Below are 26,150 nucleotides of genomic sequence, written 5' to 3' on the forward strand. Positions count from 1 at the left end.
GGGCTGGTTGTGAAGGTGCGGGAGCGGGGCGTCATGTGCCTGATTCCTGAATGAGTTGCGTCACGCCTATTTCGCCGTGGCGCAGCCGTTTCCGTTCCAGAGCCCGCCGTATGGCCTGGATGATCTCCTCCATGGACGCGGGCTTGAGCAGGTAGTCGAACACGCCGTCCCGCAGCAGTTGGGTGGCCCCCTTGATGGAGGCGTGTCCGGTCAGGCAGATGGTCTCCACGTCGAACCCCTGGGTCCTGATCTCCTCGAAGACCTCCCGCCCCGAAAAGCCGGGCATGCGCATGTCCAGCAGGACCACGTCGTAGCTGCCCGCCGCGAGCTTGTTCACCGCGTCGAGCCCGTCGGCGGCCTCTTCCACGGTGCACCCCTCGTTGCGCAGAAGCCTGGCCAGGGTGGTGCGGAACCGTTCCTCGTCGTCAATGACGAGAATCTTTCCCTTGATCGTCATAGGCACCTCTTCGGGGTCAGGGGGATGCGGGCCGTGAACACGGCGCCCTTGCCGGGCGCGGAGTCCACCGTGATGTCGCCCCCCAGTTGATTGATGATCCGCAGGCTGACGGGCAGGCCGAGGCCCGTGCCCTCGCCCGGCGGCTTGGTGGTGAAAAAAGGGTGGAATATCCGGGCCATGTCCTCCGGTGCGACCCCCGGGCCACTATCCCGCACCTCGGTGCAGGCCATACCATCCCGGACAAAGGTGGAGATCGCTATTTCACCGTCCCGACCCACGGCCTGCACCGCGTTGATGAGCAGGTTGAGGAAGACCTGGCGCAACAGGGGCGGGTCGGTCTTGACCTCGGGCAGCCGCGCATTGAGCCGTCGCACCACACGGATGTTTCTGGGGACGGTTTCGCGCTCCACCAGGGTGAGCATGTCCTCAGCCAGCCGGTTGATGTTCGCGTACTGGCAGACCGGCTTGCGGTTGCGGGCGAAGTCCAGCAGCTTGTGAGTGATATCCGAGCAGCGGCGCACCTGGGAGAGGATGACCTCGATGCCTTCGCGAATCTCCTTCATCTCCTCGGAGTCGGAGTTCGGGACGTCGTCGAGGTCCGCGCGCATCAGTTCCGCCTCCTGGAGGATGATGTTCAGCGGGTTGTTGATCTCGTGGGCGATGCCCGACGAGATTTCCCCCAGGGCAAGGACGCGCTGGGAGTGGATGAGCTGCTTGCCGAGGTCTTCCTGTTCCGCGGCCGCGTCCACGAGCCAGCGGGTCGTGGTCCGCAGCAGCAGCCACAGGCCAGCGGCCATGAGCACCGCTACGGCGGTGAGAAAGGCGTGCTCCCTGAGGGGGCGGGCCCAGGCCAGGGCCGCCAGTGCCAGCCAGGTGGCGGGGTAGGCGTACTGCCCCGCCCGGACCACGCGTCTCGCTTTTGCCAGGTTCATGCATTCTCCCTGCGCTCGCGGCGGAGTCCCGCGTGTTCGCGGGCCGCCCGGATGCGCGTGAGCAGGTCGTCGATGGAAAAGGGCTTGAGGATGTAGTCGTAGGCCCCGAGGTTCATGCCCTCGATGCCGGACTGCATGGAGCCGTGCCCTGTGAGCATGATCACCTCCACCTCCCTGAACCGCTTTCTTATCTCCTTCAGGGTCTCGATGCCGCTCATGCCGGGCATGCGCACGTCGAGAATGACCACGTCCACCCGCGCCTCTTCGAGAAAGTGCAGGGCCTCCTCGCCGCTGGCGGCTACGTCCACGTCCACATTGCGCTTGGACAGTCTCCGTTTGATCAGTTTCAGGAAATCGGGTTCGTCGTCCACGACGAGCACTCTTATTCTAGGCATGGGTCCTCCTGGCAGCCGGGGAAGTGGGGGCAGGCGAGGGGAAGCCGGATCGTGAATTCGGTGCCCGAGCCGGGTGCGCTGCGCACGTTGATGGTGCCGCCGAGCTTGCTCAGGGTGCTGTAGACTATGGAGAGGCCGAGCCCGGTTCCCTCGCCCGTGGCCTTGGTGGTGAAGAACGGGTCGAACACCTTGTTCAGGTTCTCCCTGGCTATGCCTTCCCCGGTGTCGGCGATATCCATGGCGATCCCGTTCCCGTCCCTTCTGGTGCTCAGCGTTATGGCTCCATTTTCGTCTATGGCGTCTATGGCGTTTTCCAGCAGGTTGAGGATGACCTGCTGCAACTGGTTCGAGTCGGTGGTGATCAGGGGCAGCTCCGGGTCAAGGCGGCAGCTCACCTCGATGTTCCGGTGCCGGGTCTCGTTTTCCAGGAACGAGATCGTCTGGTTGGCCAGCATATTGACGTCCACGTCCTCGTTGAGGGGCTCCATGCGCCTGGCGAACCCGAGCATGCGGTGGGTCACCGTGCGCGCCCGCTCCACGTGGCGGTCGATGTCGCCCAGAGCCTCTTGCAGATCGTCCACGGCCTCGCCTTCGCCCAGCTCTCCGTCGTTGATGATGTCCCGTATCCACCCCGCGCTTTCGCGGATGATGGAGAGCGGGTTGTTGACTTCGTGGGCCACCCCGGCGGCCAGCTTGCCCAGGGAGGCCATCTTGCTCGACTGCATGACCGCCGCGTCCATGGCGGCGCGCTCCCGGTCCGAGGCCTTGAGCCGCCTCACCACCGAGGTGACGGTGACGTAGGCTCCGAAGAAGATCATCAGTGCACACGCCGCGAACAGGCTGAAGACCAGCGACCGGGTGCGCAGCAGGGGCGAGAGCTCCTCCGCCGGGTTCTCGGTGATGACCAGCCGCCAGTTGGTGTGAGCCAGGGCGGTTGTCCCGGCGATGAACTCAGTGTCGCCGTCCTCCCACCTGAGGACCTCGATACCCTCGGTCCCCTGCGCGGCCGGGATGGCCGCTCTGGACAGGACCTTGCCGCCGGTGCGCGAAGGGGTCTGGAGTTCGTTCTCCGCGTTGACCAGGAAGGCGTCGCCGAAAAGCCCGGTGCGCACGTTGCGGACCAGCGAAGCGAATGCCTCGGAGTCGATGGTTGCCCGGAGAATCCAGGTCCTGCCCGCCTCCTGCCGCTTCACCGCGATGATGAAGTGCGGAAAGTTGCGGAAGCCCATGAACACGTCGCTGATGTACAGCCCCTTGAGCATGACCTGATGGAACCACGGCTCGTCGCCGTAGTTGACCTCCTTGAGGTCGAAGGGGCCGCAGTATGCCTCATGGCGGCCGTTTCGGTCGATGACCCCGAGGTCGATGAAGGAGCGCGACGCCTTGTGCACGGCGGCGAAGACCGTGTCCAGGTATGCCTGGTCCGTTATCTGGGAGAAGGTGTGCAGGTCGGCCAGCATCCTGAGCTGGACCACCCGCTCGTTGAGAAACATGTCGATGGCGTCGCGCTTGTTGGCGACCATGAGCTTCAGGTTGCCGGTCAGCTTCTCCTCGTAGGTCTGCTGGAATTCCGAGTTGATGACATAGCCCAGCGCGAACAGCGGGATGAGCGAGAGCCCCAGTGTGATGAGGACCAGATTCCACTTCAGTCTGGCGTAGGATGCGGCGTTCATGACCGTGCCCCCTCCCCATGTTCGGGCAGGCTCGCGAGGACGGCCTCGATGTCCCGCTCGTATTGTTCGGCGTAGCGGGCGGCCGCCTCGGAGCCGCCCATGGCCATGTCCGTCTGCCGGGTGTGCATGAGCAGGTAGCCGATCATTGCCAGGGCCTGCTCCGTGCCTTGGCGCGAGGCCCCTTCCAGCCTGGCGTAGAGCGCGTCGTCGTGGACTTCGGCCAGGAAGCCGCGCTTTTCCATGACTCCTGCCACCAGCCTTGCGCGGGCGTGTCGCCGGGCCATGTCCGCTCCGCCGCCCTTGAACTGGAACAGGGCGTAGTTGCCGCCCGGATCGTCCCCGGCAAACCCCTCGACGGTGCAGAAGTGGAAGCCGAAACGGGACTGGAGGTTGCAGTAGTGGGCGCCCACGATGAAATAATTGCGGTCGCCCATGGGATTGCGCGCGCCCGCTGCAAGGGCCGGGTTGCCCGCCGCCGAGGTCAGCACGGACAGGAACCCCTCGGCGCTGGGCGGGGGAGGGCCCTGCCACTTGACGGCGGTCATGCCGTGCCAGACCGCGCGCATGGCGTTGGAGCGGATGTCCTCCAGACGGATGACGCCGCTGCCGTCCGGGTCGGCGGTGCCTCCGCCGATGTCCACCAGCCAGTAGCGCATGACCCGTCCGTCCTCCAGCTTGCGGGCGTTGGCCGTGGGGCCGCATCCCTTGGCGAACATCTCGGCCACGCCCTTTTCATGGCAGAAGCGGGTGATGTCGTGCAGGGACGCACACTTCTCCGGCCGAAAATCGGGTGACTCCGGGTCGGTCAGATTCAGGGGGACGATGTGCGCGAGCACGCGCTCCAGAGCCATGGCCACCTCCGAAGCGCGGCGAGCGCGCCTGGCCGGAGCCCTGTCCAGCACGCCCTGGCGTCTGCCAAGGTAGACCGCGCCGTTGCCCACCGTGACCGTGCCCACGCCAGAGAGCCGCTCCACCGCATCCGGCGCGCCGATCAGGGCGGGGATGCCGAACTCCCTGGCCACGTTGGCCAGGTGTCCCACCGGGCTGCCGTGCTCGGCCACCAGGGCCGAGGCCCGTGGCAGCAGTGCCGACAGCATCGGCTTGGCATACCTCGCCAGCAGCACGCCTCCCTCGGGGAAGGCGAACATGTCCTCTGTGCTGTCCACGAGGAAGACGTACCCTGCGGCTGCGCCGGGACAGGCCGTGACCGCGTCGGTCAGCAGCGCGAACGGGAGGTCGCCGTCCCAGGCAGGGGGCGGAGCGGCCCCGGTTTCCTCCTCGCCATGAAGGTCCGGGGCCCGCTCCAGGGTCAGGGGGCGGCACTGCAGGATGACTATGCGATCGTTGCGCGACAAGGCCCATTCGATATCCTGCGGGTGCCTGAAATATGTTTCGATGCGCTTTGCCAGGGTGGCCAGGCGAACGGCTGTCTCGTCCCCGATGGCAGGGGCCACGCTCTTTTCTCCGTAGAGCTTCTCCTTGCGGACCCGGCTCCCGCCCACGGCCACGTAGCGGACACACTTTTCCGCGATTTCCCTGTCCCGTATGCTCAGGGTTTTCCTGTCCACGGTCCAGGAGTCCGCCTGGGAGCTGCCGTCCACGGCGGCGCAGGGCAGGCCGGACACGGCGATGACCGTAATGTCGTCGCCCGCGCCCATGGGGGAGCGGGTGTAGATCACTCCGCCCGCCACGGCGTCGACCATTTCCATACAGCCCACGGCCATGGCGGTCTCGTCTTCGCGCAGTCCCCGGTTGAGCATGTAGGTCATGGCCGTGGCCGAGTAGAGGCTGGCCACCACGGAGCGGTAGGCCTCCATGACGCGGTCGGGCCGGACCCCGAGCTCGGACCGGAACTGGCCCGCGAAGCTCGCCCCCGCCGAATCCTCGCCCAGGGCGCTGCTGCGCACTGCCAGGCGTACCTTGCCCAGCCTCTCGCATTGCGTCTGGATAGCCTCCTTGATCTCGGACGGGATCGGGGTCATGTCGATGGCCGCGCGGATGGCCTCCTCCAGGGCGCGGAGCTCCTCCAGGTCGCGTCCGTCGTGGATCTGGATCAAGCGGCTGATCTCGTCCCCGAGTCCGGTCCGTTCCATGAACAGACGGAAGGCCGAGGCCGTGATGGAAAATCCCTTGGGCACGGTCACGCCCAACGCGGCGCGGATTTCGCCGAGCAAGGCCACCTTGGACCCTGTTTCGGCCAGGTCTTCGGCGCGGACCCGGTCGAGGCCGATCACCAGCGGTCCGGGGGTCGGGGCCGTAGGACCGGAGATGCTTTGGTCCATCTCCCGGACAATGGCGTTGAACACGTCCCGGAGCGCCTCGTACTTTCCAGGGGACATGAGGCAGAGGCGTTCGATCATCTGGCGAACGCCCGTGGCCGCCTTGAGGCTCTGGGCCTTGACGTGGGCGATGCCGAAGGCGCACTCCGAGCGAGCCTCCTCGCTCATCTCCGCCATGGTCTCGAGGGCGGTGTTGTTGGCGGCGAGCAGCAGGCGGAAATTTTCGGACTTGGCCAGGAACCGCTGAGCGGCCTCGCTCCGTCCCTCGGGGCTGCGGCGGATGCAGTTGAACAGCGTCTTGAGTGCCTGCTTCATCTTACTCTCCCTTGGCCTCGGACTACCCTTGTGCGCGCTGCCGGGCGCGGACCGCGTCCAGGACCTTGAAATAGAGTTCATCGGTCCCCACGGGCTTGAGCAGGAAGTCGAAGGCCCCGATGTCCATGCCCTCGATGAGGGTGGCGCTGTCCGCGTGGCCGGTCAGGATGATGACCGGCAGGTCCGGCTTCTCGGCCTTGATGCGCCTGAGCGTCTCGATGCCGTTCATGCCGGGCATCATGACGTCCAGGATTACGGCGTCGAACTCTTCCTCGCGGACTTTTTCCAGAGCCTCAAGACCGCTCGAGGCCACGGTGATTTCGGCATTGCGGCGGGCGAAGCGCCGTGAATAGGCCGTGAGAAAGTCGCTTTCGTCGTCGACCAGCAACAGGTGTATCTTCTGCATGTCCTGTCTCCCGGTTGGACCAGCCCTTCCGGAGCCGGGGGCCTGGGGGTGCCCCCGGCCGGGAGGGGAGGGTAAGGAGTTTGCACGCCCGTTTCCCTTGAAACGGGCCATCCTCACTGGAAAAGGGGTTTCAACTCCAGGGCCAGCGGGGCCGCGCTCCAGAAGAAGAGGAGCAGGAGCACCGCGGTCACCATCACAAGGAGGGCCGCCTTGAGCTTGCCGATTCCAGCGCTCTTGACCAGGCCTATGCCCACAAGCAGGGCGCGGATCGGCTCCATGACGATGGCCAGGCCGGGGATCCAGGAGACGACCATGACCGCGCCGCTCGCATAGGCGTAGATGTTGAACACCTTGCCGTAGGGGACTTTTCCCTGCCCGCTCATGCCGAGCAGAATGAAGGTGATCATCGCGCCGAAGGCGGGCATGAGCACGGCGTTGGCCAGCATGATCGAGCCCATGGCCAGGGAGTTTTCATAAAAATAGGTCATGCTCACCGTGCAGTAGAAGAGGGCGGACACCATGAGGAAGAACCTGGCCCGTCTGGAGTCGGTCTCCACGGCGGCCCGCTCGAAATGGGCGGATGGCGAGCGCATGACCTCGAAGAGGGTGTCGAAATATTCCCTGATGCCCATTCTGAAACCGGTGGTCTGTGTGGCTTCCATGTCGATTCCTCCTTAGAGTATCGCGGCGGCGTATTCGACGGCTCCCCATAGGAGCATCGCCACGGTCAGGACAAAGAGAATCCGTCTCTCGGTCCGTTTGGAAAAGTAGGTCACTCCGGATTCGTGGACGAAGGTTCTGCCTTTTTCGTTCGTGCGTTTCATGTCGTTTCCCTCCCTGTTGGTCCCGGCGGCCTGCCGGTACGGGCCGCCGGGACTGGTTGCGCTTCAGCCTCGTCAGAACGAGGGCAGGTTGTTGAATCCGATGCCGCTCCAGTAGACCGCCGTCAGAATGACGATCAGGATGTTGGCCACGAACCACATGGGAATCCCTACCCGGACGTAGTCCTTGGGCTCGAGATAGCCGGAGGCGTAGACGATGGCGTTGGGCGGTGTGCCGATGATCAGGCAGTAGGCGAAGGAAGACGCCACCGCCGTTGCCATGGCCATGAAGGGCAGGAAGGTGGTGCCGGGATGCACGATGCTGGCCAGGTTCAGGGTGATGGGACCGACCGCGGCGGCTGCCGGGCCGTCGGCCATCAGGTTGGTCAGCACTGCGGTCAGGCCGTTGGAGGTGAGCATGAGCGGGATGCCCTGGCTCATGCCCAGCGGGGCCAGCAGGTCGATGACGGACTGGGCCAGCCAGTAGGCCGCGCCGGTCTTGTCCAGGGTGTGGCCGAAGATGATCGCGCCCGCGTACAGCCAGACAACGCCCCAGTCGACCTTCTCCTGGTAGTCACGCCAGTTGACCACGCCCGCCAGCAGGTAGGCCACTGCGCCCGCGACCGCGATGACGCCGATGCCGAGGCGGATGGGGTAGATGCCGGCCTGGTAGAAGGCCTTTTCCGTGAACCAGCCGAAGACCATGACGACGAAGATGATCATGGCCCAGATCTGGTGCTTGTTCCACTTGCCCATCTTGCCGATCTCCCCTTCCAGGTGGCGCATTGCCGGGGCCAGGGAGGTGATTTTCGGCTTGAAGATCATGTTGGTGACCACCCAGGTCAGGGGGATCATCATGATGACGAAGGGCATGCAGTAGCCGATCCACTGGGCGTAGCCGATGTCCATGCCGAACATGTCGCTTAGGTAGGTCATCATGATGACGTTGCGCGCGCCGCCCGAGGGAGCGCCCGGTCCGCCGATGTTGCAGGCCATGGCGATGGTGATCATCAGCATCTTGGCCAGCTCCTTGTCCTCGGGCACCTCGTTGGTCAGGCTGTTCTGGTAGAGCAGCATGCCGATGGGCAGGAACATGGCGGCCAGGGCGTGGTCGGAGATGAACGCGGCCAGCGGGCTGATGACGATGAAGAAGATCAGGGTGATCCAGCGCACGTTGGGCACGGCCAGTTTCTTGAACATGAGCAGACACATGCGCTTGTCCACGCCGGTCTTGACGAAGGCGGCGGCGAACATGAGCGAACCCATGATGAACCAGCAGGCGTCGGACCAGTATAGCCCGGCCACTTCGGTCCGGCCGACCACGCCGCTGAAGACGAGGATCAGGCCGATGGAGAAGGCCACGCCGGGCAGGGGCATGCATTCGGTCATGAAGCAGAAGACCACGAAGACCACCAGGGCGATGGCCACCTTGATCTTCCACATGCCCGCGTCGGCGCTCTTCTGGTCGCCCTTGGACAGGTCGTCATACCGGAGCCCCTTCATCCGCAGGTCGAAGGCGCTCTTCATGGTCTTCAGGTAGGTCTCTGCCGAGACGTTGTCCCTGATGTTGTCGTAAGCCCGCTGGAAGTTGGCTGAATCCACCGGGATCTTATATTTTTTCGCCCACTTGGCGTTACGCTTCATGAAGCGTTCCTTGGTCAGGGCGCCCATGCGCATGTTCTGTTCCATCATGCGCGCGGTCAGGATCTGCCACTGGTCGCAATCGGCGCTCTTCTTGGCGAAGAGCTCCTGGCACAGGTAGTTGATGACGATCTTGGGTCCCACCGAATACTGCATGCCCACGGTCTTCATGCCCTGGGGCGTGGGCAGCATCAGGATCACCGTGAATATTACCACCGGGATGATGAGCAGTTTCCAGTTGACGAACTTGTCGTAACCGGTCGCTTTCTTTTTTTCTTGAGCCATGTGTAACCTCTGCGTGTTGGACTTCCGTTAAATTCAGCTGGCCGAGATGATCTTGGCGATCTCGTAGAAGAGTTCCTGTTCCCGCACGATGCCGACGTCCGTGCCGTTGGCGCGGACGAGCATGCGCCTGGCCGGGAGCGTGACCATGGTGTTGGCCGCGTCCATGAGGTTGGCGTTGGCGTCGATCTCGTGGATGGTGTCGGACATGAGGTCCCTGACGGGCTTGCGCATGATTTCCTTGACCCGGGAGGTGAACAGCCCCTGCCAGAACATGGCGGAGTATTGGAGGCTGTCGGCCATGGACGGCTTGGGTGCGGAGAGGTAGTCGGGCCGGACCGCGTCGATGAGGTCCAGGGGGCTGAGCAGGCCCGCCACGCTGCCGTCGGTGCGGGTGACCACCACCGAGCGGTGCCCGGTGTCCATGAGCCTGTCCGTGGCCAGCAGGTGACGCATGGCCTTTTCCAGGGCCTTGATGGCGTCCTTGACCGTGCTGTCCAGGGGGATCTGGGTGTACCGCTCCAGCGGAATCATGATGTCGGCCACCAGCTTCTCGACGTAGGCGGCCTTGGTGGCGTAGTCGTGGGCGTCCTGTATCTTGGCGCCGAGCAGGTCCACGTCGCACGGCTTGGCGAGGTAGTCGAACGCGCCTGTCTCGTAGGCTTTCTTCGCGCCGGGGACGTCGCCGTGCCCGGTCAGCATGATCACCGGCAGGTCCGGGTGCTTGGCCTTGATGAGCTTGAGGGTGTCGTGCCCGTCCAGTCCGCCCATCTTGACGTCAAGGATGACGACGTCCGGCCCTTCGCCCAGTTTGTCCAGCGCCTCTTCCCCGCTGGCCGCCAGGATCGTGTCGAATCCCTTTCTGGCCAGTATTTTCGCGGTAGTGGTGCGGAAGCGTTCCTCATCGTCTACCATGAGGACCTTGATTTTAACCATTTCAACCTCCTTGAGTTGCTATCGCTGTTGTCTCCGTCCGCCGGCGGCTTCGGCCATGCGTGCAGAGCGGATCTTTTGTTTCTGGAGCGTGACCTTGGCAAAGGCCTCTTCCGCCTTGCCCAGGAAATCCTTCATGCTCACGGGCTTGATGAGATAGTCCAGTGCGCCGAGCTTGAGCCCTTCCACTGCCGTCTCCATGGTCGCGTGTCCGGTGAGGATGATGACTTCGATGAGCGGGTAGGTTTTCTTGATGCGCTGGAGTGTCTCCATGCCGTCCATGCCGGGCATCTTGAGATCCAGGAAAACCACGTGCACCTCGTTGGCATCGAGCACCTCCAGAGCTTCCCGCCCCGATGAGGCCGTCAGCGCCTGAATGCCGATCTTTTCGAAGAGTTTTTTCGTGGTGCTGAGCAACCGCTCCTCATCGTCCACCAGAAGTATTTTCAACTGTTCCATGGTCTCACCGTTTGTTGGATCTGCGGTTTATCGATCTGTTGTCGAACTCGACTTAGCAACCGGTGTGCCAAAGTTAATTCATTGATTTAATGGGATATATTCTTGCAAATTGCTATGCGTGATCTGTTTGCCAGATTCAATATCGGGCAAAGGAAGCGCCTCGAAGCGACGTTCGGGGGGCGTGTGTAGCGGGCGACCTCAAGGCGGAACTGATTGGTGGCAAAGGGTTTATGGGCCGGAGCGCGGGAAAGGCATGCGGGCGCATGATACGGGGCATGCTTGTTGCTTGACGTTCATACACTTGGGTCCAATTGCGCGAATGCGCACAGCATTGAGGAGAAATGCCTTGTCCCTGCCATCCCTTTATTACGACGAGAATGATTACAGGCTGCTCGAGATTCTGGGCGATGTCTTCAACCGGGGAGTGGACCGCTCCCATTTCAAGACCATCCTGATGCCGTACCTGCGGCCCCACGGGATCAAGGAACTGGCCGCGGATCGTGGTCTGCGCATGGCCTATGCCATCCTCCAGCTGCTGGAGTCGCTGAAGTCGAATCAGGCCTCGGATAGACTCAAGGCGCTCATCTCCCTGCGTGACGAGACCCTGACCGCGGCGCGCGGGGCGATGCGCAACAATCGGGCAAGGGTGCTGGTCCAGATAATGAAGGAATTGATCCGGGCCGAGGGCGACAGCCGCAGGCAACTGGAGCTGGCCCACGACTTTCGCCGGGCCGCAGCCGGAAAGGTGGGATTCCTGCGGAAGCAACTCGAGAAATATCACCTGCTCGAGATGCCCGAGGAGTGGAACCAGGTCACCTTCGACGACAGGGTGCACGACGCCAACAGCAAGGGGCGGAAGACGCCGGCACATCTGGTCATGGACGCGTGGATCAAGGGTATCCGCTTTCTCACGGTGGTCTATTATGATGTCATGGACCCGGCAGTGGCCGGGGAGTTGTTCGCGGCGGGCCGGATTCTCGGCGTGACCGTCAGGCTGGGTATCGAATACCGTGCCTTGTTCCGGGGACGGTTCGTGAAGGTCGTCTGGTGTCCCGGAGGGTTGCGGGATGAAAGCGACGTGGAGGCCTTCTTTCGGCAGCAGGGGGTCAGCCGATTGATGAAGTTGGGCAGGGAGGTCCGCGCCTACCGCAGCCGGTACGTGCACGCCGTCATCGCCAACTTCAATGGTCGTCACCGGGAGGCCGTGCTCCGGGAATTCGGGGTCGAATTACCGCCCGTGGACCGCGCGGCCTTTGCCCGGTCGGCTGGGGAGGGTGAGCCTACCCTGCAGCAACTGGGTGATTATATTCACCGTTCGGCAATGCCTCTCTTCCGCAAACGGGTGGAGGAGCTACGGCGGGAGTATGCTCAGGCTGATGTGTCGGCACGTGAGGGCATCGCCATGATGGTGGAGTCTTTGGACGCACTGGACGCGGACGCCCTCATCGAACGTTATCTCGCTCCGGCTGAGAACCGGAATATGCCTGATCCTGACGCGCCGCACGGGGGCGATGATCCCGAACTGCTGAGGCTGTCGCCTTCGGAGTTGACCGCCAGGCTGCGTTCGGCCTGCCACTCCAGCCAACTGACGCTCATCCTCTCCGGGCTTCAGTTGGAAGACGTGCTGGAAATCCTGCTCGAATGCGAGGGACGGATCACCCATCTCGAGGTCTTTAACATCAAGAATTTTACCCGGCTTCAGGCGCAGCGGCGCAGGCCGTTCAGCGTCCTGCAACAGGCGCTGAACGAACAGAACGCGGTGTTGCTCAAGCGTCTGATCCGGCAATGCATGGACCGTCTGCGCAGGGAGGAAACTCCCGGGCATTTCGAACGGTTGCGTTCCCTTGAACGGGTCCTCGTCCGGTTCGACGACCTGCTAGGCCATTACAAGCGAGTGACGCTCAGGACGCGGATCGGCAGCGGGTCCACAGGACGGGCCTCGCGCACCCACGGCATGGGATTCGCCGTGGTCGACACGCTGCCCCCGCGCGCCCAGCGGGAGGTCCGGCTGGAGCGGGCCGAGGACCGAGTTCCGGTGGAGGGCGTTGTGGTCAGGTCCCTGGAATTCGGCCCTTTGAGGGCGGGAACCGGACTGGCCGGGGCCGCATCGCGGCTGTTCTGCCGCCTGCCCTGGGGGCGCAACCTGGCGTGTCGCCCGCGCACGCGCTGGCATGTGGGCGGCTACCGGGTGACCGGCGAAGAGGGCGGCAACGTCGTCGCGCTGGGCGGCGTGAGCCGGGACGGCAACGGGTTTCGCCTTGCCGGGAACGGCACTGCGCGCCGTACGCGTCCGTCGCCGGAGCGGATCAATTCGAGCCTGAAAAACGCGTTCAAGGTGGCCTGCGGCTTCGTTCCTGCCTTTCTGACCTTCTACTTCACCAAGGAGTGGTGGGTGCTGGCCTATCTCGGTGGGGTCATCTGGTTTGCCATAACCGGTCTTCGCAACGTCATTCAGTCCGTGCTCGGTGGCGGGGGGTTGCGACGGTCGCCCTATCTGGCCTGGAACGACTACGTCAACTGGGAGCGCATCGCCGATTCATTGCTGTACACCGGCTTCTCCGTGCCCCTGCTCGACTGGCTATGCAAATCGGTGTTGCTGGACTCGACGCTGGGCGTCACCGTGGCCACCAGCCCGCTGTTGCTTTATACGGTCATGGCCCTGACCAACGGGGTCTACATCTCGAGCCACAATCTGTTTCGGGGGTTGCCCCGGGAAGTTGCGGCGGGGAATTTCTTCCGCAGCGTCCTCTCCATTCCCGTGGCCATGCTTTTGAGCGCACTGCTGGGAACGGTCCTGGGAGCCGCCGGTGTGGCGGACGTGGCCGCCGTGCTCCAGCTCTGGGCCGCGGTCATTTCCAAGCTTTCGTCGGACTGCGTTGCGGGCGTCATCGAGGGGCTGGCCGACCGGCGGTACAACATCGCCATGCGCCGCTGGGACTATGCCGAAAAGATCAAGCAGGTCTTCGAGGTCTTTTCCCGTCTGGAAATAGCCTTCCCGACCATGGACATGGTCTGTGTCCTGAACAAGCCGCAAAAGTTTCTTGACCTGTCGCGTGAGTGCGGTGTGGACCTCGTGCCCGAGGTCATCGCCAACGCCCTGGATCTCTTGTATATCAGAACCTACAAGCCCCGCGCCCGCGAGGCCCTGCGTCAGGCCCTGGCCGCCATGACCGGCGACGAGGCGGCGGTGTTTGTCGCCTCGCAGCAGATCCTCGCCCGGGAGCGGCGCGTGGCTACCTTGTTCGTGAACGGGTTGGTGGGCCGCAATTTCTCCGGCGCGCTTTCATTCTATCTTCTGAACTATCGAACCTACCTCAAGGATCTCGAGAAGATGGCCATGGTTGCCGACCGGGAGCGGTTGGAGGAAGTCGTTTAGCGCTCTAGCCTTCTGCCGTCCGGGTGCGCAGCCCGGGGATGAGAATGGTGAACGTGCTGCCTTCCCCCTTGCGGCTCTCAACCGAGAGCTCGCCGCCCAGGGAGTCGATGATGCTGTGGCAGACGGAGAGCCCCAGTCCGGTTCCCTTTCCCGGCGCCTTGGTGGTGAAGAAGGGCAGGAATATCTTGCTCATGCTCTCCCTGCTCATGCCGCTTCCGTTGTCGGTTACAGTGATGACCGCGTTGTCGCGTTCGTCCCGTCCGGCGGCGACGCTGATGACCCCACCGCTTGCTCCATGGCGGTCCACCACTGCGTGGATGGCGTTGTTCAGGAGATTGATCATGACCTGCTGCAACTGGCCCGGGTCCGCCTCGACCATGGGCGTCGCCGCGTCCACCTCGCAGCGCAGGTCGATGCCGTGCACCGTGGCCTTGTTTTCCACCATGGCGCCCACCTTGGGCAGGTATCCCGCGAGGTCGATGGGTTGCAGCTGCGGAGCGTCCTGACGGCCGAAGCGGAGTATCTCCCGAGTGATGGCGGCGCACCGGCTTATTTGCAGCTGGAGCTGTTCCGCTATCTCGTTCAGTTCGGTAAATGATGCTTCGTCACCTTTGCCTTCGCCGATATCCCGGACCGTCAGCTCGAGAAGGGCCAGTTCGGTCTTCATGATCTGGAGCGGGTTGTTGATCTCATGGGCGAATCCAGCGGCCATCTCCCCGAGTTCGGCCAGCCGGGCGGCCTGGAGCAACTGCGCTTCAAGCTTGCCCACGGTTTCGGCCTGTTCGTGGAGAGTATCGGACAGCTTGCGGCTGACCACGAAGGCGAGGACCAGGATGACGCCCCCGCCACAGAGCAGGACCAGCAGCACCGTGTAGGCGGCCAGGGCCGTGGAGTGAAAGGCCTCTTCTTCCTTCTGGCGGACAATGAGCCGCCACTTGCCGTCGTTGAGCAAGTTGGAGGCATAGAGATAGCTGTTTTCACCGTCCTGGCCGGTGAAGGTCATGAGTCCTCCGGATTGTGTCGGGTAATGCTTCGTATCCCGTTCCAGCAGTGCGCCGCCGGACCTCCGCCGGGTCTGGAACCGTCCCTCGGTGTTGATGATGTATGCCTCGCCCGAGTCGCCTATGCTCACGTCGTCCACCATGGCTCCGAACACGTCGGAGTCGATGGTGGCCCGCAGGACCCAGGCCTGTGAACCGACGCGCCGGGCCACGGCCACCACCAGATGCGGGATGTTGCGGTAGCCGAGGAAAACGTCGCTGACGAAATAGCCGTTTTTCAGGGTTTCCCGATACCATTCGGCGGTGGCGTAGTCCCTGCCTGCCAGGGCGTAGGGCCCGTTGTAGGCGGCCTGTTTGCCTGACGGGGCGATGAGTCCCGCGTCCTTGAAGACGCCGCCGTCCCCGGGAAGCATGGCTTGGAGCGTCTTCTTGGAGGTGTTCTCGGTCAGCAGCTCCGCCGGGATTCGGTTCAGGACTGCTTCCAGATCGCTCTGCCGTTCCCGGAGAAAGGCGTGAATGAGCTTCTTGTGGTCCACGGCCACGCGGGAAATGGCCGACACCGCCGAGCGTCTGGCCGTATCCGCGAAGAAATAGAACCCGAGAGCGGCAGAGAGTATCAGCGGCACCGCAGGGACCAGGAGCATGCTCGAAAAGAGCAGACGGTGGATCTTGCGAAACAGGGTTGCCTTGTCCATGGAGGCTCTGCCAGATTCTTTTGCGCGGTTTGTCATAATAAATTCTTTTTTTATAATATTTTATAAAATCACGCAAAACTTATGTGCAAGACTGCGTGTCCGTGTTGTGTTTAGCAAGCCGCATGCCGGAAAAGGTTTGACAAAGGGGTTGCGCGGCGATAACCGCACAATATGGGCGGGTTTTCGGAGCGCCTCGTTCCGGTCCCGGTCCGCATAAGGAGAATGCCATGGCCGCTACGATCCCGCCGGAAGAATCCAAACGCTCCGAAAGGTTCCGTGCCGTTCCTACGCTAATGCGTAAACTTGGTCTGCGGGGCCGGTTCCTGTTAGCTCTCCTGCCGTCCATCGTGGCCGTTTTGCTGCTGACCGGCTATGCTTCCTATACTGTTTCCGAGGAATATCTCGACATCGCCCTGCGCCGCTCCGTGTCCGCGAACACCTTGGCCGTGGCCCATGAGATGGAAGGGTTTCTGGAGGACTGCCGGACGGAGCTGCTGTTCTTCGCCCAGGGGACAATGGATCGGGCGTCGCTGCGCGCTCGCTTCAGTAAGCGCCTGGCCGCCGGAAATACCTCCTGCTTCGAACTGGGGTTTGTCCCGGCCTCGGGCGGAGAGGCGGTCCTGCTTGTCCGGCAGGGTGAAATCGTCCGCGAGGTTGCCGGAAGCGATCTGGGCAAGGTTCGGCCTTCCCCCTTTGCCGAACTCGACCGGCTTGGCTCTGTCAAGGCGGGACAGGTGACCGTGTCCGAAGTGCAGGAGGTCTCCTACCCCATGCCTTCGGACTCTGCGGCCAACCGGTATGAGGACGCCCGCATCATTCGTTTCTACACCGCGTTTCCCGGAGACGGGCAGTCGCCTCCGGGCCTGCTGTTCCTGTCGGTTCGGGCCTCGGCCTTCAGGAACATTCTTTCCTGGTACAACTCGGAGCAGTCGCCCCTCTGGTCCTTCCCCCGGAGCGATGAGCTGCGCTTCAGCTATTTTCTGAACCGGGAAGGATGGATCCTGTTCCAGTCCGAGGATTACGCCAAGCCGGACGGCAAACTGACCACCTATTTCGCCAGGGAGGACTTCAGCGGCGCGCTGGGCAAGGCCGGACACCCGGCTGCCTTCCTGCCCAACCGCAACAATCTGCGCTACTGGCAGGCGGTGGAGGACCTGCGCGCGGGCAGGCAGGGGCTGCGCCTGATCGCCGATACCCATGGCGGCTCGTCTGAGGTGGACTCCTTCTTTTTCAGCTATGCGCCGGTTGCCTTCCGCGCCGACCCGTCCTCCAAACCGGAGGTTTACGGCGGCGTGGTCCTGGTGGACCGAAGCCAACTGCCTGCCATCGCCGGGTACAAGAGCCTGGACGTCATGCTCCTGGTCACCCTGGCGGGCATCCTCGTCATCTCCCTGTTGGTCTACTGGTTCGGACGCATCCTGACCAAGCCCATCCGGGTCCTGGCGGCAGAGGTCAACTCCCTGAGCTCCCTGGAGGACATGGAGGAGATTCATCTTCCCTACAGCGGGTATGACATCACCACGCTCCAGAACTCCATCAACAACATCATCCGTCGGGTCAGGCGGCAGGTGGTGGAGATCCAGGCCAAGGACGAGGCGATCCTCAACGTCAACAAGCGCGAGCGCGCCCCGCTGGAACGTGAGCGGGAGGCTCTGGCCGAGGTGGAACTCAGCCGCATCCCGGAGATTGTGGGCACCGGCTCGGCCATCTCCGCCATGAAGGTAAATATCCTCAAGGCCGCCCAGGTGGACGTGGACGTGCTCATCACCGGCGAGACCGGCACGGGCAAGCAATTGGTGGCCGAGGCCGTGCACGGCCACAGCAACCGGGCCGAGAGGCCGTTCATCTCCATCAACTGCGGCGCGCTCGACGAGAACCTGCTGCTCGACGCGCTCTTCGGGCACGTCAAGGGCGCGTTTTCCGAGGCCAGGGAAGACCGCAACGGCGCGTTTGTTGAGGCAGACGGCGGTACTCTGTTCCTCGATGAGATCCAGTCCGCCTCGCCCAAGGTTCAGCAGTCGCTGCTGCGGGCTCTGGCTTCGCGCAAGATCAAGCCCCTGGGCAGCGACCGTGAAGTTGCCGTGGACGTGCGCATCATCGCCGCTACCAACGTGGACATCCCTTCGCTCATCGAGCGCAAGTCCTTCCGCGAGGACCTCTATTACCGCCTCAAGGTGGTCTCCATTGCCACGCCACCCCTGCGGGAGCATCGGGAAAACGTCGCGCTGCTGAGCGTCTACTACCTCAAGCAGGCCGAAGCCCTGGCCGGTCGGGAACACCTCGACCTGAGCAAGGGCGCATTGGCCAAGCTGATCGGCTACGATTGGCCCGGCAATGTTCGTGAGCTGGTCAATTGCATCACCCGCGCCGCCGTCATGGCGGAAACGGACGTGATCCAGCCGGAGGAGATCCGTTTGGAAAACGAGTTGTATTCCGATGCCGCTATCCCCGTTGTCCGGTCTTCCCTGCCGGAAAGCGGCGGCGAGCCATCGGTCAGGGAGACCCAGGAGGTGCGGGACGAGCCCGTTTCAGGGGGGGACGAAGCGGAGATGAACGAGCGCCAGCGGGAGGCCTGGGCGATTCTCAGAGAACGGGATACGGTGACTCGCAGGGAGTACCAGGAGTTGGTCGGCGGCGGCCTTCCTTCGCGCACCGCCATTTACGACTTGCAGGATTTCGTCAAACGCGGCCTGCTGGTCAAACGGGGCAAGGGACCGTCCACCCGCTACGTGGTGGCTGGCCGGAAGTAGTTTTCTCTACCTCGTCCCGGGTTATTCGGGAAGGGGGATGGCGAAAGAGAAGGTGCTTCCCTTGCCCGGCTCGCTTTCCAGCCAGATGCGACCGCCGTGGGCCTCGATGATGTTCTTGCAGATGGGAAGCCCGAGGCCTGTCCCCTGGGGCTTGTCGGTCAGGGTCTCCCTGCGCTGGTGGAAGCGTTCGAAGACCAGGGCCTGCTCCTCCTCGGGAATGCCGATCCCCGTATCACGGATACTGACGATGGCCTCGCCGCCGTCCCTGTATGTCGTGCAGACGACCTCGCCTCCGGCCTCGGTGAACTTGATGGCGTTGGAGAGGAAGTTGATCACGACCTGCATCAGCTTGTCATAATCCCCCTTGATCAGGGGAAGCCCCTTCTTCACCACCAGGCGGTAGTCCAGGTCCTTGTCTATGAACAGGCTGGTGCAGGCGGCAAGGGATTGGCGGAGGAGTTCCTCAACGTCCACCGGCCTCATGTTCCATTCGAACGCGCCGGACTCGAGCTTGGCCAGATCCAGGACGTCGTTGATGAGGTCGGTCAGTCGAGTGCCCTCGGAGATGATGATGTCGAAATTATTCTCGATTTGCCTGACCACCTTGAGGGGGGCGTCCTCCCCTTCGCCGATGCGCGGGTAGATGTGGTCGGCCAGGCGCTTGCGATTCATCTTGGTGAAGCCGAGCACCGAGGTCATGGGCGTGCGCAGCTCATGGGAGACCACTGAGAGAAAGTCCGTCTTGACCTTTTCGGCCCGCTCGGCCTTGGCTCTGGCTTCATTCTGGGATTTGACCATGTCGAAAAAGGATCGGTAGAGCGCGGCGACTTCGTTCCTTTTGGCGGTCTTGGTATCGAACTTGGGGTTGTTTTCGGCATAACCCTTTATCCGGATGGAGTCCGCGTTGCGGGCCAGTTCCCGGATAGGCTGCACCACCTGGACCGAGAGGAAACGGCTGAACGCCGCCATGCATATGAGGATCATGACCAGGCTGGCGAAAAAGGTGACGTTGACCAATTGGAAGGGATGCTCGGCCTGCTGCATGCTTCTGACCAGTTCTCCTTCGAGCGCCAAACCTTCGCTGTCCTGCACGAGTGGGAACTTCGTGGTCATGAATTTCTGCTTCCCGCCATTCTGAAGGGTCAGGGCAAGCTCATGCCTTCCTGCAGGAGCGCCCAGACGGGCATAATCGGTTCGCCTGAGCCAACTGGAGATGGACGTGGGGCGGCCCGAATGCCAGATGGCCATGCCCACGTCATATTCCTGATTGATTCGCTTGAAAACCCTCGCACCGGGGAAAGCGGAAAGGGCCACCAGGTAACCAACCGTCTCTTCATGCTGTCGAATGGGGTTGACGAAGATCACGGACAGGGTCTGGTCCCACGGCAGGAAGGAGGCCGGTCGGGAGGCATCCACCGGGGGGAGCAATATGCTTTCTCCAGCCTTTGACGAGGCCACGTTCCTTCCGTTGTTATCCAGCAGCCAGAGACAGTCGAACGGGCTATCCTCCTGCTGCTTGTCGAGCAGGGTGCGTGCCTGGGCCGGGAGATTGAGGTCGAGGACCACTCTGAGCGCATTCTCCTGGGCCAACTGGTGAGCCTGTCCCTTCTTGGCTTCGTAGTCGCTTTCCACCAGCCCGGCCACATAGCTGGCCATTTTATCCAGGTCGTCGTCGAGGATTTTCTTGACCTGCGACTTGGTGACGGTGACGAACAGGAACGCAATGGCCAGGCACAGGATGATTGTCACGCCAAGTCCCAGCATGAGCTGGTTGCGGAGGGAAACGGAAGGGATGTGTTTGTTCATGGGCTTACTTCAGCAGCTCCATTTCCTTGTAGATCGTATCCGACGCCAGCAGGATGTCCTCGGGGATCGTTATGCCGAGCATGTTGGCCCGGGCCAGGTTGAACACGATGGCGTAATTCGGCGCGTCAACGATGGGAAGATCCCCTGCCGGGGTGCCGTTCAGGATGGAGCTGACCTGGGCTCCCGCTACCTTGCCCATGTATTCGAAGTCAACCGAGACGCCTCCGAACAGGCCTAGTCGGCAGAACCCGTAATTGACCGGGATCTCGGGTTTGACCGAATGCTCGATGGTCCATTTGAAAATCTCGTTGGCCGTGGCGCGCTTTCCTCCGTCATCCAGTGTCATGGCCACCGGATAGATTGCCTGGACTTCCGGATCGTCGTTGAGTTCGAGGATCAGCTTTTTGTATTCATCAAAATTCCTCGTCGTGCGGACATCCCACTCGCAGGGCAAGCCTTCCGCCGATTCAATTTCCAGCTGGCGCGTGATGCCCTTGCCGGTGGGGGATACGTCCGTGATGGCCACGACCTTCTTCAGGCCCTTGAGGACCGTGGCGGCCACCGTCAGGGCGCGTTTGAGGTGGAGTTTTTCATAGACGCCGGTGACGTTGCGGCCGGGGTGCTTCCGTGAGTCCATGAAATGCCTGATCTTGTCATATGCCTCGGGCTGGCCGTTAAGGCCGCTGAAGACCACGCTGACGTCCTTGCGGCCCACGAGCTTCAGGCCCACATGGCGAAAGGCGTTGTCGTCCAGGGTGACGACCACTTTCGGGTGGAGTTTTTCGATCTCGACCATGGCCAGACGGCCTTGTTCCGCGATGGCCTGAGGGGAGGTGTGGGTGCGCTTCGTGTCCATGTAATAGGACCGAATGGTCACCTTGTCCGGATAGAGGCCGTGGGCCTTCAGGGTCGAGATCACGCCGTCTGCCTGCGGCTTGCCGCAGACATGGTCCTGCTCATAGCTGTGGACTATGTAGACCAGAGGTGTACTCGCCCAGGCGGTTGAAACGGAAAGGGCAGCAAGGACCAATAGAGTCGGGATCAGGTAGGACAAACGGAACCATGTACGCAAAAGGATACCTCCATCATTCTTTGTGACAATCTTGTTACGTTTTAATAGAGACGGTCAATGATAAATGGGTAATGCAACGCCGTTTTCGTTTAGCCTCGCCCTATTGGGACGGTGTGGGGAGCAGGGCCATGGACAAGCTGGGCATGGAAGTATACCACTGACCGGTCCCTTCCGGCATTGCGCCGGGCGGGAGGTCTTTATGAGAGGAGAGAGACATGACACCGGCAATCAAGGCGGCAAAAAAAGCCAAAATCGATTTTACCGTGCGTGAGTACGAGCATGATCCCGCAGCGGAATCCTATGGTGTCGAGGCCGCCGAAAAACTGGGCGTGGCCCCGGTCCGGGTGTTCAAGACCCTGGTGGCCGATTGCGGAGGAAACCGGCTGGCCGTGGCCGTGGTGCCTGTCATGCAGCGGCTCGACCTCAAGCTGCTGGCCAAGGCCGTGGGAGTGAAGAAAGCGGCAATGGCCGAGGTGAAGACCGTGGAGCGGGTGACCGGCTATGTGGTCGGCGGTGTCAGCCCTCTTGGCCAGAAGAAGAGGCTGGATACCGTCATCGATGCTTCGGCCGAAGACCTGGAGACCGTATTCGTCAGCGCCGGACGCCGTGGGCTGGACATCGAGCTTTCGCCGCAGGATCTGGCGCGGCTGACCCGTGGCGGCTTCGCCCCCGTGGCGCGATAAATCTCACGTCGGAGTCGCGGGTGCACAACATTGACACTCGCGCCATACTGTTTCATGTAAGCCCCTTCGCCTGACCCGAACGGCCCGCCAGGCGGAAGACCGCAAACCGAAACCAGAGAGTGTTCCATGGATTTGAATGAATTGACCATGCAGCCCTTGGCCCCGCTTCACACCCAGCAGCCCGGCAGCGGCTATTTCGCTCCCAAGGGCGTCTGTTCCAAAGCCATCCGTTTTCGTGTCGAGGCCGGAATTCTGCACGACGTGGTGTTCCAGGGCGGATGCGACGGCAATCTCAAGGGTATCGGCATGTTGGTGGAAGGTATGCCCGTGGCCGAGGTCGTCGAGCGGCTCGGCGGCATCAACTGCGGCAGCCGTCCCACCTCCTGCCCGGACCAGCTGGCCCAGGCTCTTCTTCCCTATCTCGAGGACTAGGCTCCCGCGCGGAATGCGCCGTCCTTGAAGACCAGGCCCGGCAAACGTTAGTCTGCCGGGCCTGTTTCTTTTCAAATGTGTTTCTCGCTCTACGTCTCATCCTGATTGCGTACGGCCCAGACAGAAAAGTCGCGGTTGGGCTTGTAGCCAACGCCCACGGCCCCCTTGTGGTAATAGAGGCAGTAGGCCCAGTCCGCATCCAGCCCGCTGTCCGTGGCGGACCAGTACGCCTCGCGCACGCCGGTAAATGGGTGGCCCGCAGGCAGGGCGGGGTCTGACCGGGAACAGTCCGTCAGGGATTCCAGCTCCATGATTTCCGGCAGCCTCCATCGCTGCCCCAGAGCGTTCACTATCTGTTCCGCCTGCTCGCGGCTGACGAGGCCTGATGCGAGGTCCGCGTTCCGGGTCCACTCCAGTCCGGTCATGATGTCGAGGGTCCCGCTTTGGGTTACACGGAATCGGGGCTCGGGCCAGGGGGCACCCATGCGCAACTCGCCGTCCTGGCCGGTGCCGTTGCAGAGAATGAGCTCGCCCGAGCCGCCGAAGCAGGCGGTCTGTCCGGTGGCGAACAGCCCCTCGGACGTGCCGCGTACGGGCCAAACCAGGGAGTCCTCGTCCTTTTTCCCGTAAAACATTCGCCCGCCGAGCATCTGCACGCGCCAGGCATAGGCCGGGGCCTTGGCCGAGGTGGTGGCGGTCCAGTACCATCCCTGCCAGACCTCCTCGAAGGGGTGCCCCGGCGGCAGGGCCGGACCGCTGGCGGCGTGGTCGATGAGGGAATAGAGCTCGCGCCTGTTGGGCAGCCGCCAGTCGTCGTGCCCTAGGGCTTGCTTCCGGTTCATCTCCCTTACGAATTCGAAGGCCTCGCGCCAGGGCAGTCCGGTCACGGAGAGTTGCGCCCGCGCGGGCCAGACAAGGCCGGTCCTGCGGTCCTCCACCAGGTCCCCGTTTCGTTGAAATCGGTTGTCGGTCATTGTTCGCCGCCTCCAAAATCCAAGTCTAACACCGTGTTGCGGTCATGTCGATGTGAGGTGCGGTCGACATGGCGTCGGTGGGGGATCAGGAACCTTGCAGGCATGTTTCCATGAAGGCGGCAAGTATGCGGGTGAAGGGTGCATCCGGGTCGTTCAGGTCCCGGAAGCTGGTGAAGTGGTTGCGGGCCTCCTGGATGACCAGTTCGGCCCGGTTGCCTCCGGCTCGCCATGCTTCCGCGTATGCCTCTGCCTGTCGCTTGAACTCGGAGGACTCCTCATCGCCGACGGAGACGAGCATGGGCGGGCCGTCATGGGGGATGTTGCGCAGTGGACTCTGGCCCTCCACCGTGGCCGCGTCGAGTTGCAGCACCGGCTGCAGCCAGGAGTGGCGCAACGGAGCCAGGTCGAAGAGGCCGCTGATGGGGATCACGCCCTTGATCGCGTTGCGCGGCATGCCGTGTTCCCGCTCCCAGTCCGTGGCCGCGAGCATTCCGGCCTGCTGTCCTCCGGCCGAGTGGCCGCAGGCGAATATCCTGTCGGGCGAGCCGTTGTACTCTGCGATGCGTGCGTGGACCCAGGCCGTGGCCGCGCGGGTCTGGCGGGTGATTTCCGGGATGTCCACCGAAGGGCACAGGGAATAGTCGGGGATGACCACGGTCACGCCTCTGGCCGCCAGTCCCTTCGCCACCAGGCTGAAATCCTTGCTGCTCATGCTGCGCCAGTAGCCGCCGTGAATGAAGATCAGCACAGGCGCGTTTGGGCTTTCGGCTGGGAAGATGTCCAGGGTCTCGTCGGCTCCGGCGCCATAGGGGATATCGGGCTCGTAGCGCAGGGAGCCGCGTGCCTCGGCGTTGGCCTTGGCGTCGAAGTCGATATACGGCTTCAGGTCGGCGACCATGCCCACCGCGTTGTATTCCCGGTCTATTTCAGCCTGGCTTGTGAACTCGCCGTAGAGCGCCATGTCCTTCTCCCCGATTTTGCCGTGTATTTTGGAAAAATACGTGCATACCTTGTGCGCACGTGACTGCTCAAGGAAAAGTTGGCGTGCATAAAGAGAAAGGGCCGTCCAAGGACGGCCCTTTGTTGTTACCGTATTATTAGTCACTATTTGACCGGAGTGGCCGCCACCCGTTCCTCTTGGGACATGGCCGCCAACCGCTTGACCTCGCCGAGGTCCAGCCCGAGCCCTTGGGCCACGCGGGCACCGTAGTCCTCGTGGGCCAGATGGAAGAGGGCGCACTGCCGAAGCTGGATCGGCTTGGGAATATCCTTCATGCTGCCCAGGATGTTGTTGACTAGGTTGGTCCGATCCTGTTCGGTCATGACCACGCTGAACAGGGTGCCGGGCTGGGCGAAGTCGCTGTTGGGGTGGGTGTACTCGTGCCGACCGCCCGGGCCGTCCAGGGGGATGTCCGGCTCAACGGACACGCCGTCCGGTGCCGGGCCGTGGAAGCTGTTGGGCCAGTAGTTGGGACCGCCACCCCCGTTGGCGTCGACGCGCATGAAGCCATCTCGCTGGTAACTGTTTTCCTTGGCGTTCTTGGCCTGGTTTACCGGGATCAGGTGGTAGTTGGGCCCAAGCCGGTGGAGATGGGTGTCGTGATAGGAGAAGAGCCGTCCCTGGAGCATCTTGTCGGGCGAGACCCCGATGCCGGGCACCAGGTTGCTCGGGTTGAAGGCGGCCTGCTCCACTTCGGCGAAGTAGTTCTCCGGGTTGCGGTCGAGCACCAGCTTGCCCACGGTGATGGGCGGGACCTCCTTGTGCGGCCAGACCTTGGTGATGTCGAAGATGTCCCACGGGAAATCCTTGGCCTGTTCCGGGGTCATGATCTGCATCTCCAGGGTCCAGGACGGGTAATCCCCGGCCTCGATGGCGTCGTACAGGTCGCGGGTGGCGTGATCCGGGTCGGCGCTACGCATGGCGTCCGCTTCCGGGCCGGTCAGGTTTTTGATGCCCTGGTCGGTCTTGAAGTGGTACTGGACCCAGAAATACTCGCCTTTGTCATTATACCATTTATAGGTGTGGCTGGAGTAGCCGTTCATGTGTCGATAGGTTGCCGGGGTGCCCCGGTCGGAGAAGAGGACCGTCACCTGATGCAGGGACTCCGGGGTCAGGGACCAGAAGTCCCAGGCCATGGTGGGACTCTTGAGATTGGTGGCCGGGTCGCGTTTCTGGGTGTGGATGAAGTCGGGAAACTTGAGCGGGTCGCGGATGAAGAAGACCGGGGTGTTGTTGCCGGTCATGTCGTAGTTGCCTTCCTCGGTGTAGAACTTGATGGCGAAGCCGCGCGGATCGCGTTCGGCGTCGGCACTGCCTTTTTCGCCGCCCACGGTGGAGAAGCGGGCAAAGACCTCGGTCTTCTTGCCGACCTTCGAGAGGAAGGCCGCTTTCGTGTACTTGGTTACGTCGGCGGTGACCTCGAAATAGCCGTAGGCCCCTGCACCCTTGGCGTGAACCACGCGTTCCGGGATGCGCTCCCGGTCGAAGTGGGCCAGTTTCTCCAACAGATGGACGTCCTGCATCAGTGCCGGGCCGCGGGGGCCGGCAGTGGCGGTGTTCAGGTCGTTGCCCACAGGGCAGCCGAATGCGCCGGTCATCGTTTTTTTCTTGTCAGCCATGGGGATTCTCCCGGATGTTGAGTTGTGCCGCCCGGTTGGATCTGAGGGGACGGGCCTGCGTCAAAGAGTTGGAGCCACACTAGCATAAACCAGGAATCATTTCCACCAGAGTCGTCCGTATTTTCGCCGGTCGGCATGGGGCGCGATTT

The 26,150-nt window shown here is 62.7% G+C and carries 21 protein-coding genes; 4 read left to right on the top strand and 17 right to left on the bottom strand.

All coding sequences use genetic code 11. The features are described 5' to 3' along the window. Positions 1-31: 31 nt before the first annotated feature. The 11 genes from GM415_RS09240 to GM415_RS09285 form a co-directional block, all read right to left on the bottom strand. The gene (locus tag GM415_RS09240; protein WP_158947521.1) at positions 32-457 is read right to left on the bottom strand and encodes a response regulator; all 426 of its coding nucleotides are present in this window, start codon (positions 455-457) and stop codon (positions 32-34) included. Next, positions 454-1,389: a sensor histidine kinase gene (locus tag GM415_RS09245; protein WP_158947522.1), complete on the bottom strand. Its 936-nt coding sequence runs from the start codon at positions 1,387-1,389 to the stop codon at positions 454-456. The genes GM415_RS09240 and GM415_RS09245 overlap by 4 nt, the downstream gene beginning before the upstream one ends. Beyond that, the gene (locus GM415_RS09250; protein WP_158947523.1) at positions 1,386-1,784 is read right to left on the bottom strand and encodes a sigma-54-dependent transcriptional regulator; all 399 of its coding nucleotides are present in this window, start codon (positions 1,782-1,784) and stop codon (positions 1,386-1,388) included. Before GM415_RS09250 ends, GM415_RS09245 begins: the two co-directional genes overlap by 4 nt. Further along, the gene (locus GM415_RS09255; protein ID WP_158947524.1) at positions 1,772-3,457 is read right to left on the bottom strand and encodes a sensor histidine kinase; all 1,686 of its coding nucleotides are present in this window, start codon (positions 3,455-3,457) and stop codon (positions 1,772-1,774) included. The genes GM415_RS09250 and GM415_RS09255 overlap by 13 nt, the downstream gene beginning before the upstream one ends. Then, positions 3,454-6,051 (bottom strand): PEP/pyruvate-binding domain-containing protein, encoded by a 2,598-nt coding sequence (locus GM415_RS09260; protein ID WP_158947525.1) that lies wholly within the window; start codon positions 6,049-6,051, stop codon positions 3,454-3,456. The genes GM415_RS09255 and GM415_RS09260 overlap by 4 nt, the downstream gene beginning before the upstream one ends. 22 nt (positions 6,052-6,073) lie before the next feature. Continuing rightward, positions 6,074-6,457, bottom strand: a complete 384-nt coding sequence (locus tag GM415_RS09265; protein ID WP_158947526.1) for a response regulator — start codon at positions 6,455-6,457, stop codon at positions 6,074-6,076. Positions 6,458-6,570: 113 nt separating this feature from the next. Next, positions 6,571-7,119, bottom strand: coding sequence for a YIP1 family protein (locus tag GM415_RS09270; RefSeq protein ID WP_158947527.1), 549 nt, complete (start codon positions 7,117-7,119; stop codon positions 6,571-6,573). Positions 7,120-7,131: 12 nt separating this feature from the next. Further along, positions 7,132-7,281: a hypothetical protein gene (locus tag GM415_RS17975; protein ID WP_199244278.1), complete on the bottom strand. Its 150-nt coding sequence runs from the start codon at positions 7,279-7,281 to the stop codon at positions 7,132-7,134. A gap of 72 nt (positions 7,282-7,353) precedes the next feature. Next, positions 7,354-9,204: an SLC13 family permease gene (locus GM415_RS09275; RefSeq protein ID WP_158947528.1), complete on the bottom strand. Its 1,851-nt coding sequence runs from the start codon at positions 9,202-9,204 to the stop codon at positions 7,354-7,356. A gap of 33 nt (positions 9,205-9,237) precedes the next feature. After that, positions 9,238-10,137, bottom strand: coding sequence for a response regulator (locus tag GM415_RS09280; RefSeq protein WP_158947529.1), 900 nt, complete (start codon positions 10,135-10,137; stop codon positions 9,238-9,240). Positions 10,138-10,155: 18 nt separating this feature from the next. Continuing rightward, positions 10,156-10,593 carry a response regulator gene (locus tag GM415_RS09285; RefSeq protein WP_158947530.1) on the bottom strand — a complete coding sequence of 146 codons (438 nt, stop codon included), beginning with the start codon at positions 10,591-10,593 and terminating at the stop codon, positions 10,156-10,158. 346 nt (positions 10,594-10,939) lie between these two features. Here GM415_RS09285 and GM415_RS09290 point away from each other — a divergent pair, with 346 nt between their 5' ends. Further along, positions 10,940-13,969 carry a hypothetical protein gene (locus GM415_RS09290; RefSeq protein ID WP_158947531.1) on the top strand — a complete coding sequence of 1,010 codons (3,030 nt, stop codon included), beginning with the start codon at positions 10,940-10,942 and terminating at the stop codon, positions 13,967-13,969. A 4-nt stretch (positions 13,970-13,973) separates the two neighbouring features. Here GM415_RS09290 and GM415_RS09295 read toward each other — a convergent pair whose 3' ends face one another. Then, positions 13,974-15,665 carry a sensor histidine kinase gene (locus GM415_RS09295; protein ID WP_158947532.1) on the bottom strand — a complete coding sequence of 564 codons (1,692 nt, stop codon included), beginning with the start codon at positions 15,663-15,665 and terminating at the stop codon, positions 13,974-13,976. A gap of 227 nt (positions 15,666-15,892) precedes the next feature. Here GM415_RS09295 and GM415_RS09300 point away from each other — a divergent pair, with 227 nt between their 5' ends. Then, positions 15,893-18,415 carry a sigma 54-interacting transcriptional regulator gene (locus GM415_RS09300; protein ID WP_158947533.1) on the top strand — a complete coding sequence of 841 codons (2,523 nt, stop codon included), beginning with the start codon at positions 15,893-15,895 and terminating at the stop codon, positions 18,413-18,415. A 21-nt stretch (positions 18,416-18,436) separates the two neighbouring features. On the opposite strand, the gene GM415_RS09305 is transcribed toward GM415_RS09300, so the two are convergent. Both GM415_RS09305 and GM415_RS09310 read right to left on the bottom strand, forming a co-directional pair. Beyond that, positions 18,437-20,221 (bottom strand): HAMP domain-containing sensor histidine kinase, encoded by a 1,785-nt coding sequence (locus tag GM415_RS09305; protein ID WP_158947534.1) that lies wholly within the window; start codon positions 20,219-20,221, stop codon positions 18,437-18,439. Positions 20,222-20,225: 4 nt separating this feature from the next. Next, positions 20,226-21,293, bottom strand: coding sequence for an ABC transporter substrate-binding protein (locus GM415_RS09310; RefSeq protein WP_158947535.1), 1,068 nt, complete (start codon positions 21,291-21,293; stop codon positions 20,226-20,228). Between the two features lie 215 nt (positions 21,294-21,508). On the opposite strand from GM415_RS09310, the gene ybaK reads away from it, so the two are divergent. Together ybaK and GM415_RS09320 are read left to right on the top strand one after the other, a co-directional pair. Then, positions 21,509-21,976, top strand: a complete 468-nt coding sequence (ybaK, locus tag GM415_RS09315; RefSeq protein WP_158947536.1) for a Cys-tRNA(Pro) deacylase — start codon at positions 21,509-21,511, stop codon at positions 21,974-21,976. Positions 21,977-22,102: 126 nt separating this feature from the next. Beyond that, the gene (locus GM415_RS09320; protein WP_158947537.1) at positions 22,103-22,408 is read left to right on the top strand and encodes a TIGR03905 family TSCPD domain-containing protein; all 306 of its coding nucleotides are present in this window, start codon (positions 22,103-22,105) and stop codon (positions 22,406-22,408) included. An 89-nt stretch (positions 22,409-22,497) separates the two neighbouring features. On the opposite strand, the gene GM415_RS09325 is transcribed toward GM415_RS09320, so the two are convergent. From GM415_RS09325 to GM415_RS09335, 3 genes are all read right to left on the bottom strand, one after another. Further along, positions 22,498-23,382: an Lcl C-terminal domain-containing protein gene (locus tag GM415_RS09325; protein ID WP_158947538.1), complete on the bottom strand. Its 885-nt coding sequence runs from the start codon at positions 23,380-23,382 to the stop codon at positions 22,498-22,500. A gap of 85 nt (positions 23,383-23,467) precedes the next feature. Further along, the gene (locus tag GM415_RS09330; protein WP_158947539.1) at positions 23,468-24,343 is read right to left on the bottom strand and encodes an alpha/beta hydrolase; all 876 of its coding nucleotides are present in this window, start codon (positions 24,341-24,343) and stop codon (positions 23,468-23,470) included. 143 nt (positions 24,344-24,486) lie between these two features. Next, complete coding sequence (locus GM415_RS09335) at positions 24,487-26,001, bottom strand: catalase (protein WP_158947540.1); 1,515 nt, start codon at positions 25,999-26,001, stop codon at positions 24,487-24,489. Positions 26,002-26,150 lie beyond the last annotated feature (149 nt).

The organism is Pseudodesulfovibrio cashew, assembly GCF_009762795.1.
Lineage (GTDB): Bacteria > Desulfobacterota > Desulfovibrionia > Desulfovibrionales > Desulfovibrionaceae > Pseudodesulfovibrio > Pseudodesulfovibrio cashew.

Bases quoted from the DNA above. Each gene is read 5' to 3' on its own strand.
- GM415_RS09240 (WP_158947521.1), bottom strand. From the start codon at position 457: ATGACGATCAAGGGAAAGATTCTCGTCATTGACGACGAGGAACGGTTC.
- GM415_RS09245 (WP_158947522.1), bottom strand. From the start codon at position 1,389: ATGAACCTGGCAAAAGCGAGACGCGTGGTCCGGGCGGGGCAGTACGCC.
- GM415_RS09250 (WP_158947523.1), bottom strand. From the start codon at position 1,784: ATGCCTAGAATAAGAGTGCTCGTCGTGGACGACGAACCCGATTTCCTG.
- GM415_RS09255 (WP_158947524.1), bottom strand. From the start codon at position 3,457: ATGAACGCCGCATCCTACGCCAGACTGAAGTGGAATCTGGTCCTCATC.
- GM415_RS09260 (WP_158947525.1), bottom strand. From the start codon at position 6,051: ATGAAGCAGGCACTCAAGACGCTGTTCAACTGCATCCGCCGCAGCCCC.
- GM415_RS09265 (WP_158947526.1), bottom strand. From the start codon at position 6,457: ATGCAGAAGATACACCTGTTGCTGGTCGACGACGAAAGCGACTTTCTC.
- GM415_RS09270 (WP_158947527.1), bottom strand. From the start codon at position 7,119: ATGGAAGCCACACAGACCACCGGTTTCAGAATGGGCATCAGGGAATAT.
- GM415_RS17975 (WP_199244278.1), bottom strand. From the start codon at position 7,281: ATGAAACGCACGAACGAAAAAGGCAGAACCTTCGTCCACGAATCCGGA.
- GM415_RS09275 (WP_158947528.1), bottom strand. From the start codon at position 9,204: ATGGCTCAAGAAAAAAAGAAAGCGACCGGTTACGACAAGTTCGTCAAC.
- GM415_RS09280 (WP_158947529.1), bottom strand. From the start codon at position 10,137: ATGGTTAAAATCAAGGTCCTCATGGTAGACGATGAGGAACGCTTCCGC.
- GM415_RS09285 (WP_158947530.1), bottom strand. From the start codon at position 10,593: ATGGAACAGTTGAAAATACTTCTGGTGGACGATGAGGAGCGGTTGCTC.
- GM415_RS09295 (WP_158947532.1), bottom strand. From the start codon at position 15,665: ATGGACAAGGCAACCCTGTTTCGCAAGATCCACCGTCTGCTCTTTTCG.
- GM415_RS09300 (WP_158947533.1), top strand. From the start codon at position 15,893: ATGGCCGCTACGATCCCGCCGGAAGAATCCAAACGCTCCGAAAGGTTC.
- GM415_RS09305 (WP_158947534.1), bottom strand. From the start codon at position 20,221: ATGAACAAACACATCCCTTCCGTTTCCCTCCGCAACCAGCTCATGCTG.
- ybaK (WP_158947536.1), top strand. From the start codon at position 21,509: ATGACACCGGCAATCAAGGCGGCAAAAAAAGCCAAAATCGATTTTACC.
- GM415_RS09320 (WP_158947537.1), top strand. From the start codon at position 22,103: ATGGATTTGAATGAATTGACCATGCAGCCCTTGGCCCCGCTTCACACC.
- GM415_RS09325 (WP_158947538.1), bottom strand. From the start codon at position 23,382: ATGACCGACAACCGATTTCAACGAAACGGGGACCTGGTGGAGGACCGC.
- GM415_RS09330 (WP_158947539.1), bottom strand. From the start codon at position 24,343: ATGGCGCTCTACGGCGAGTTCACAAGCCAGGCTGAAATAGACCGGGAA.
- GM415_RS09335 (WP_158947540.1), bottom strand. From the start codon at position 26,001: ATGGCTGACAAGAAAAAAACGATGACCGGCGCATTCGGCTGCCCTGTG.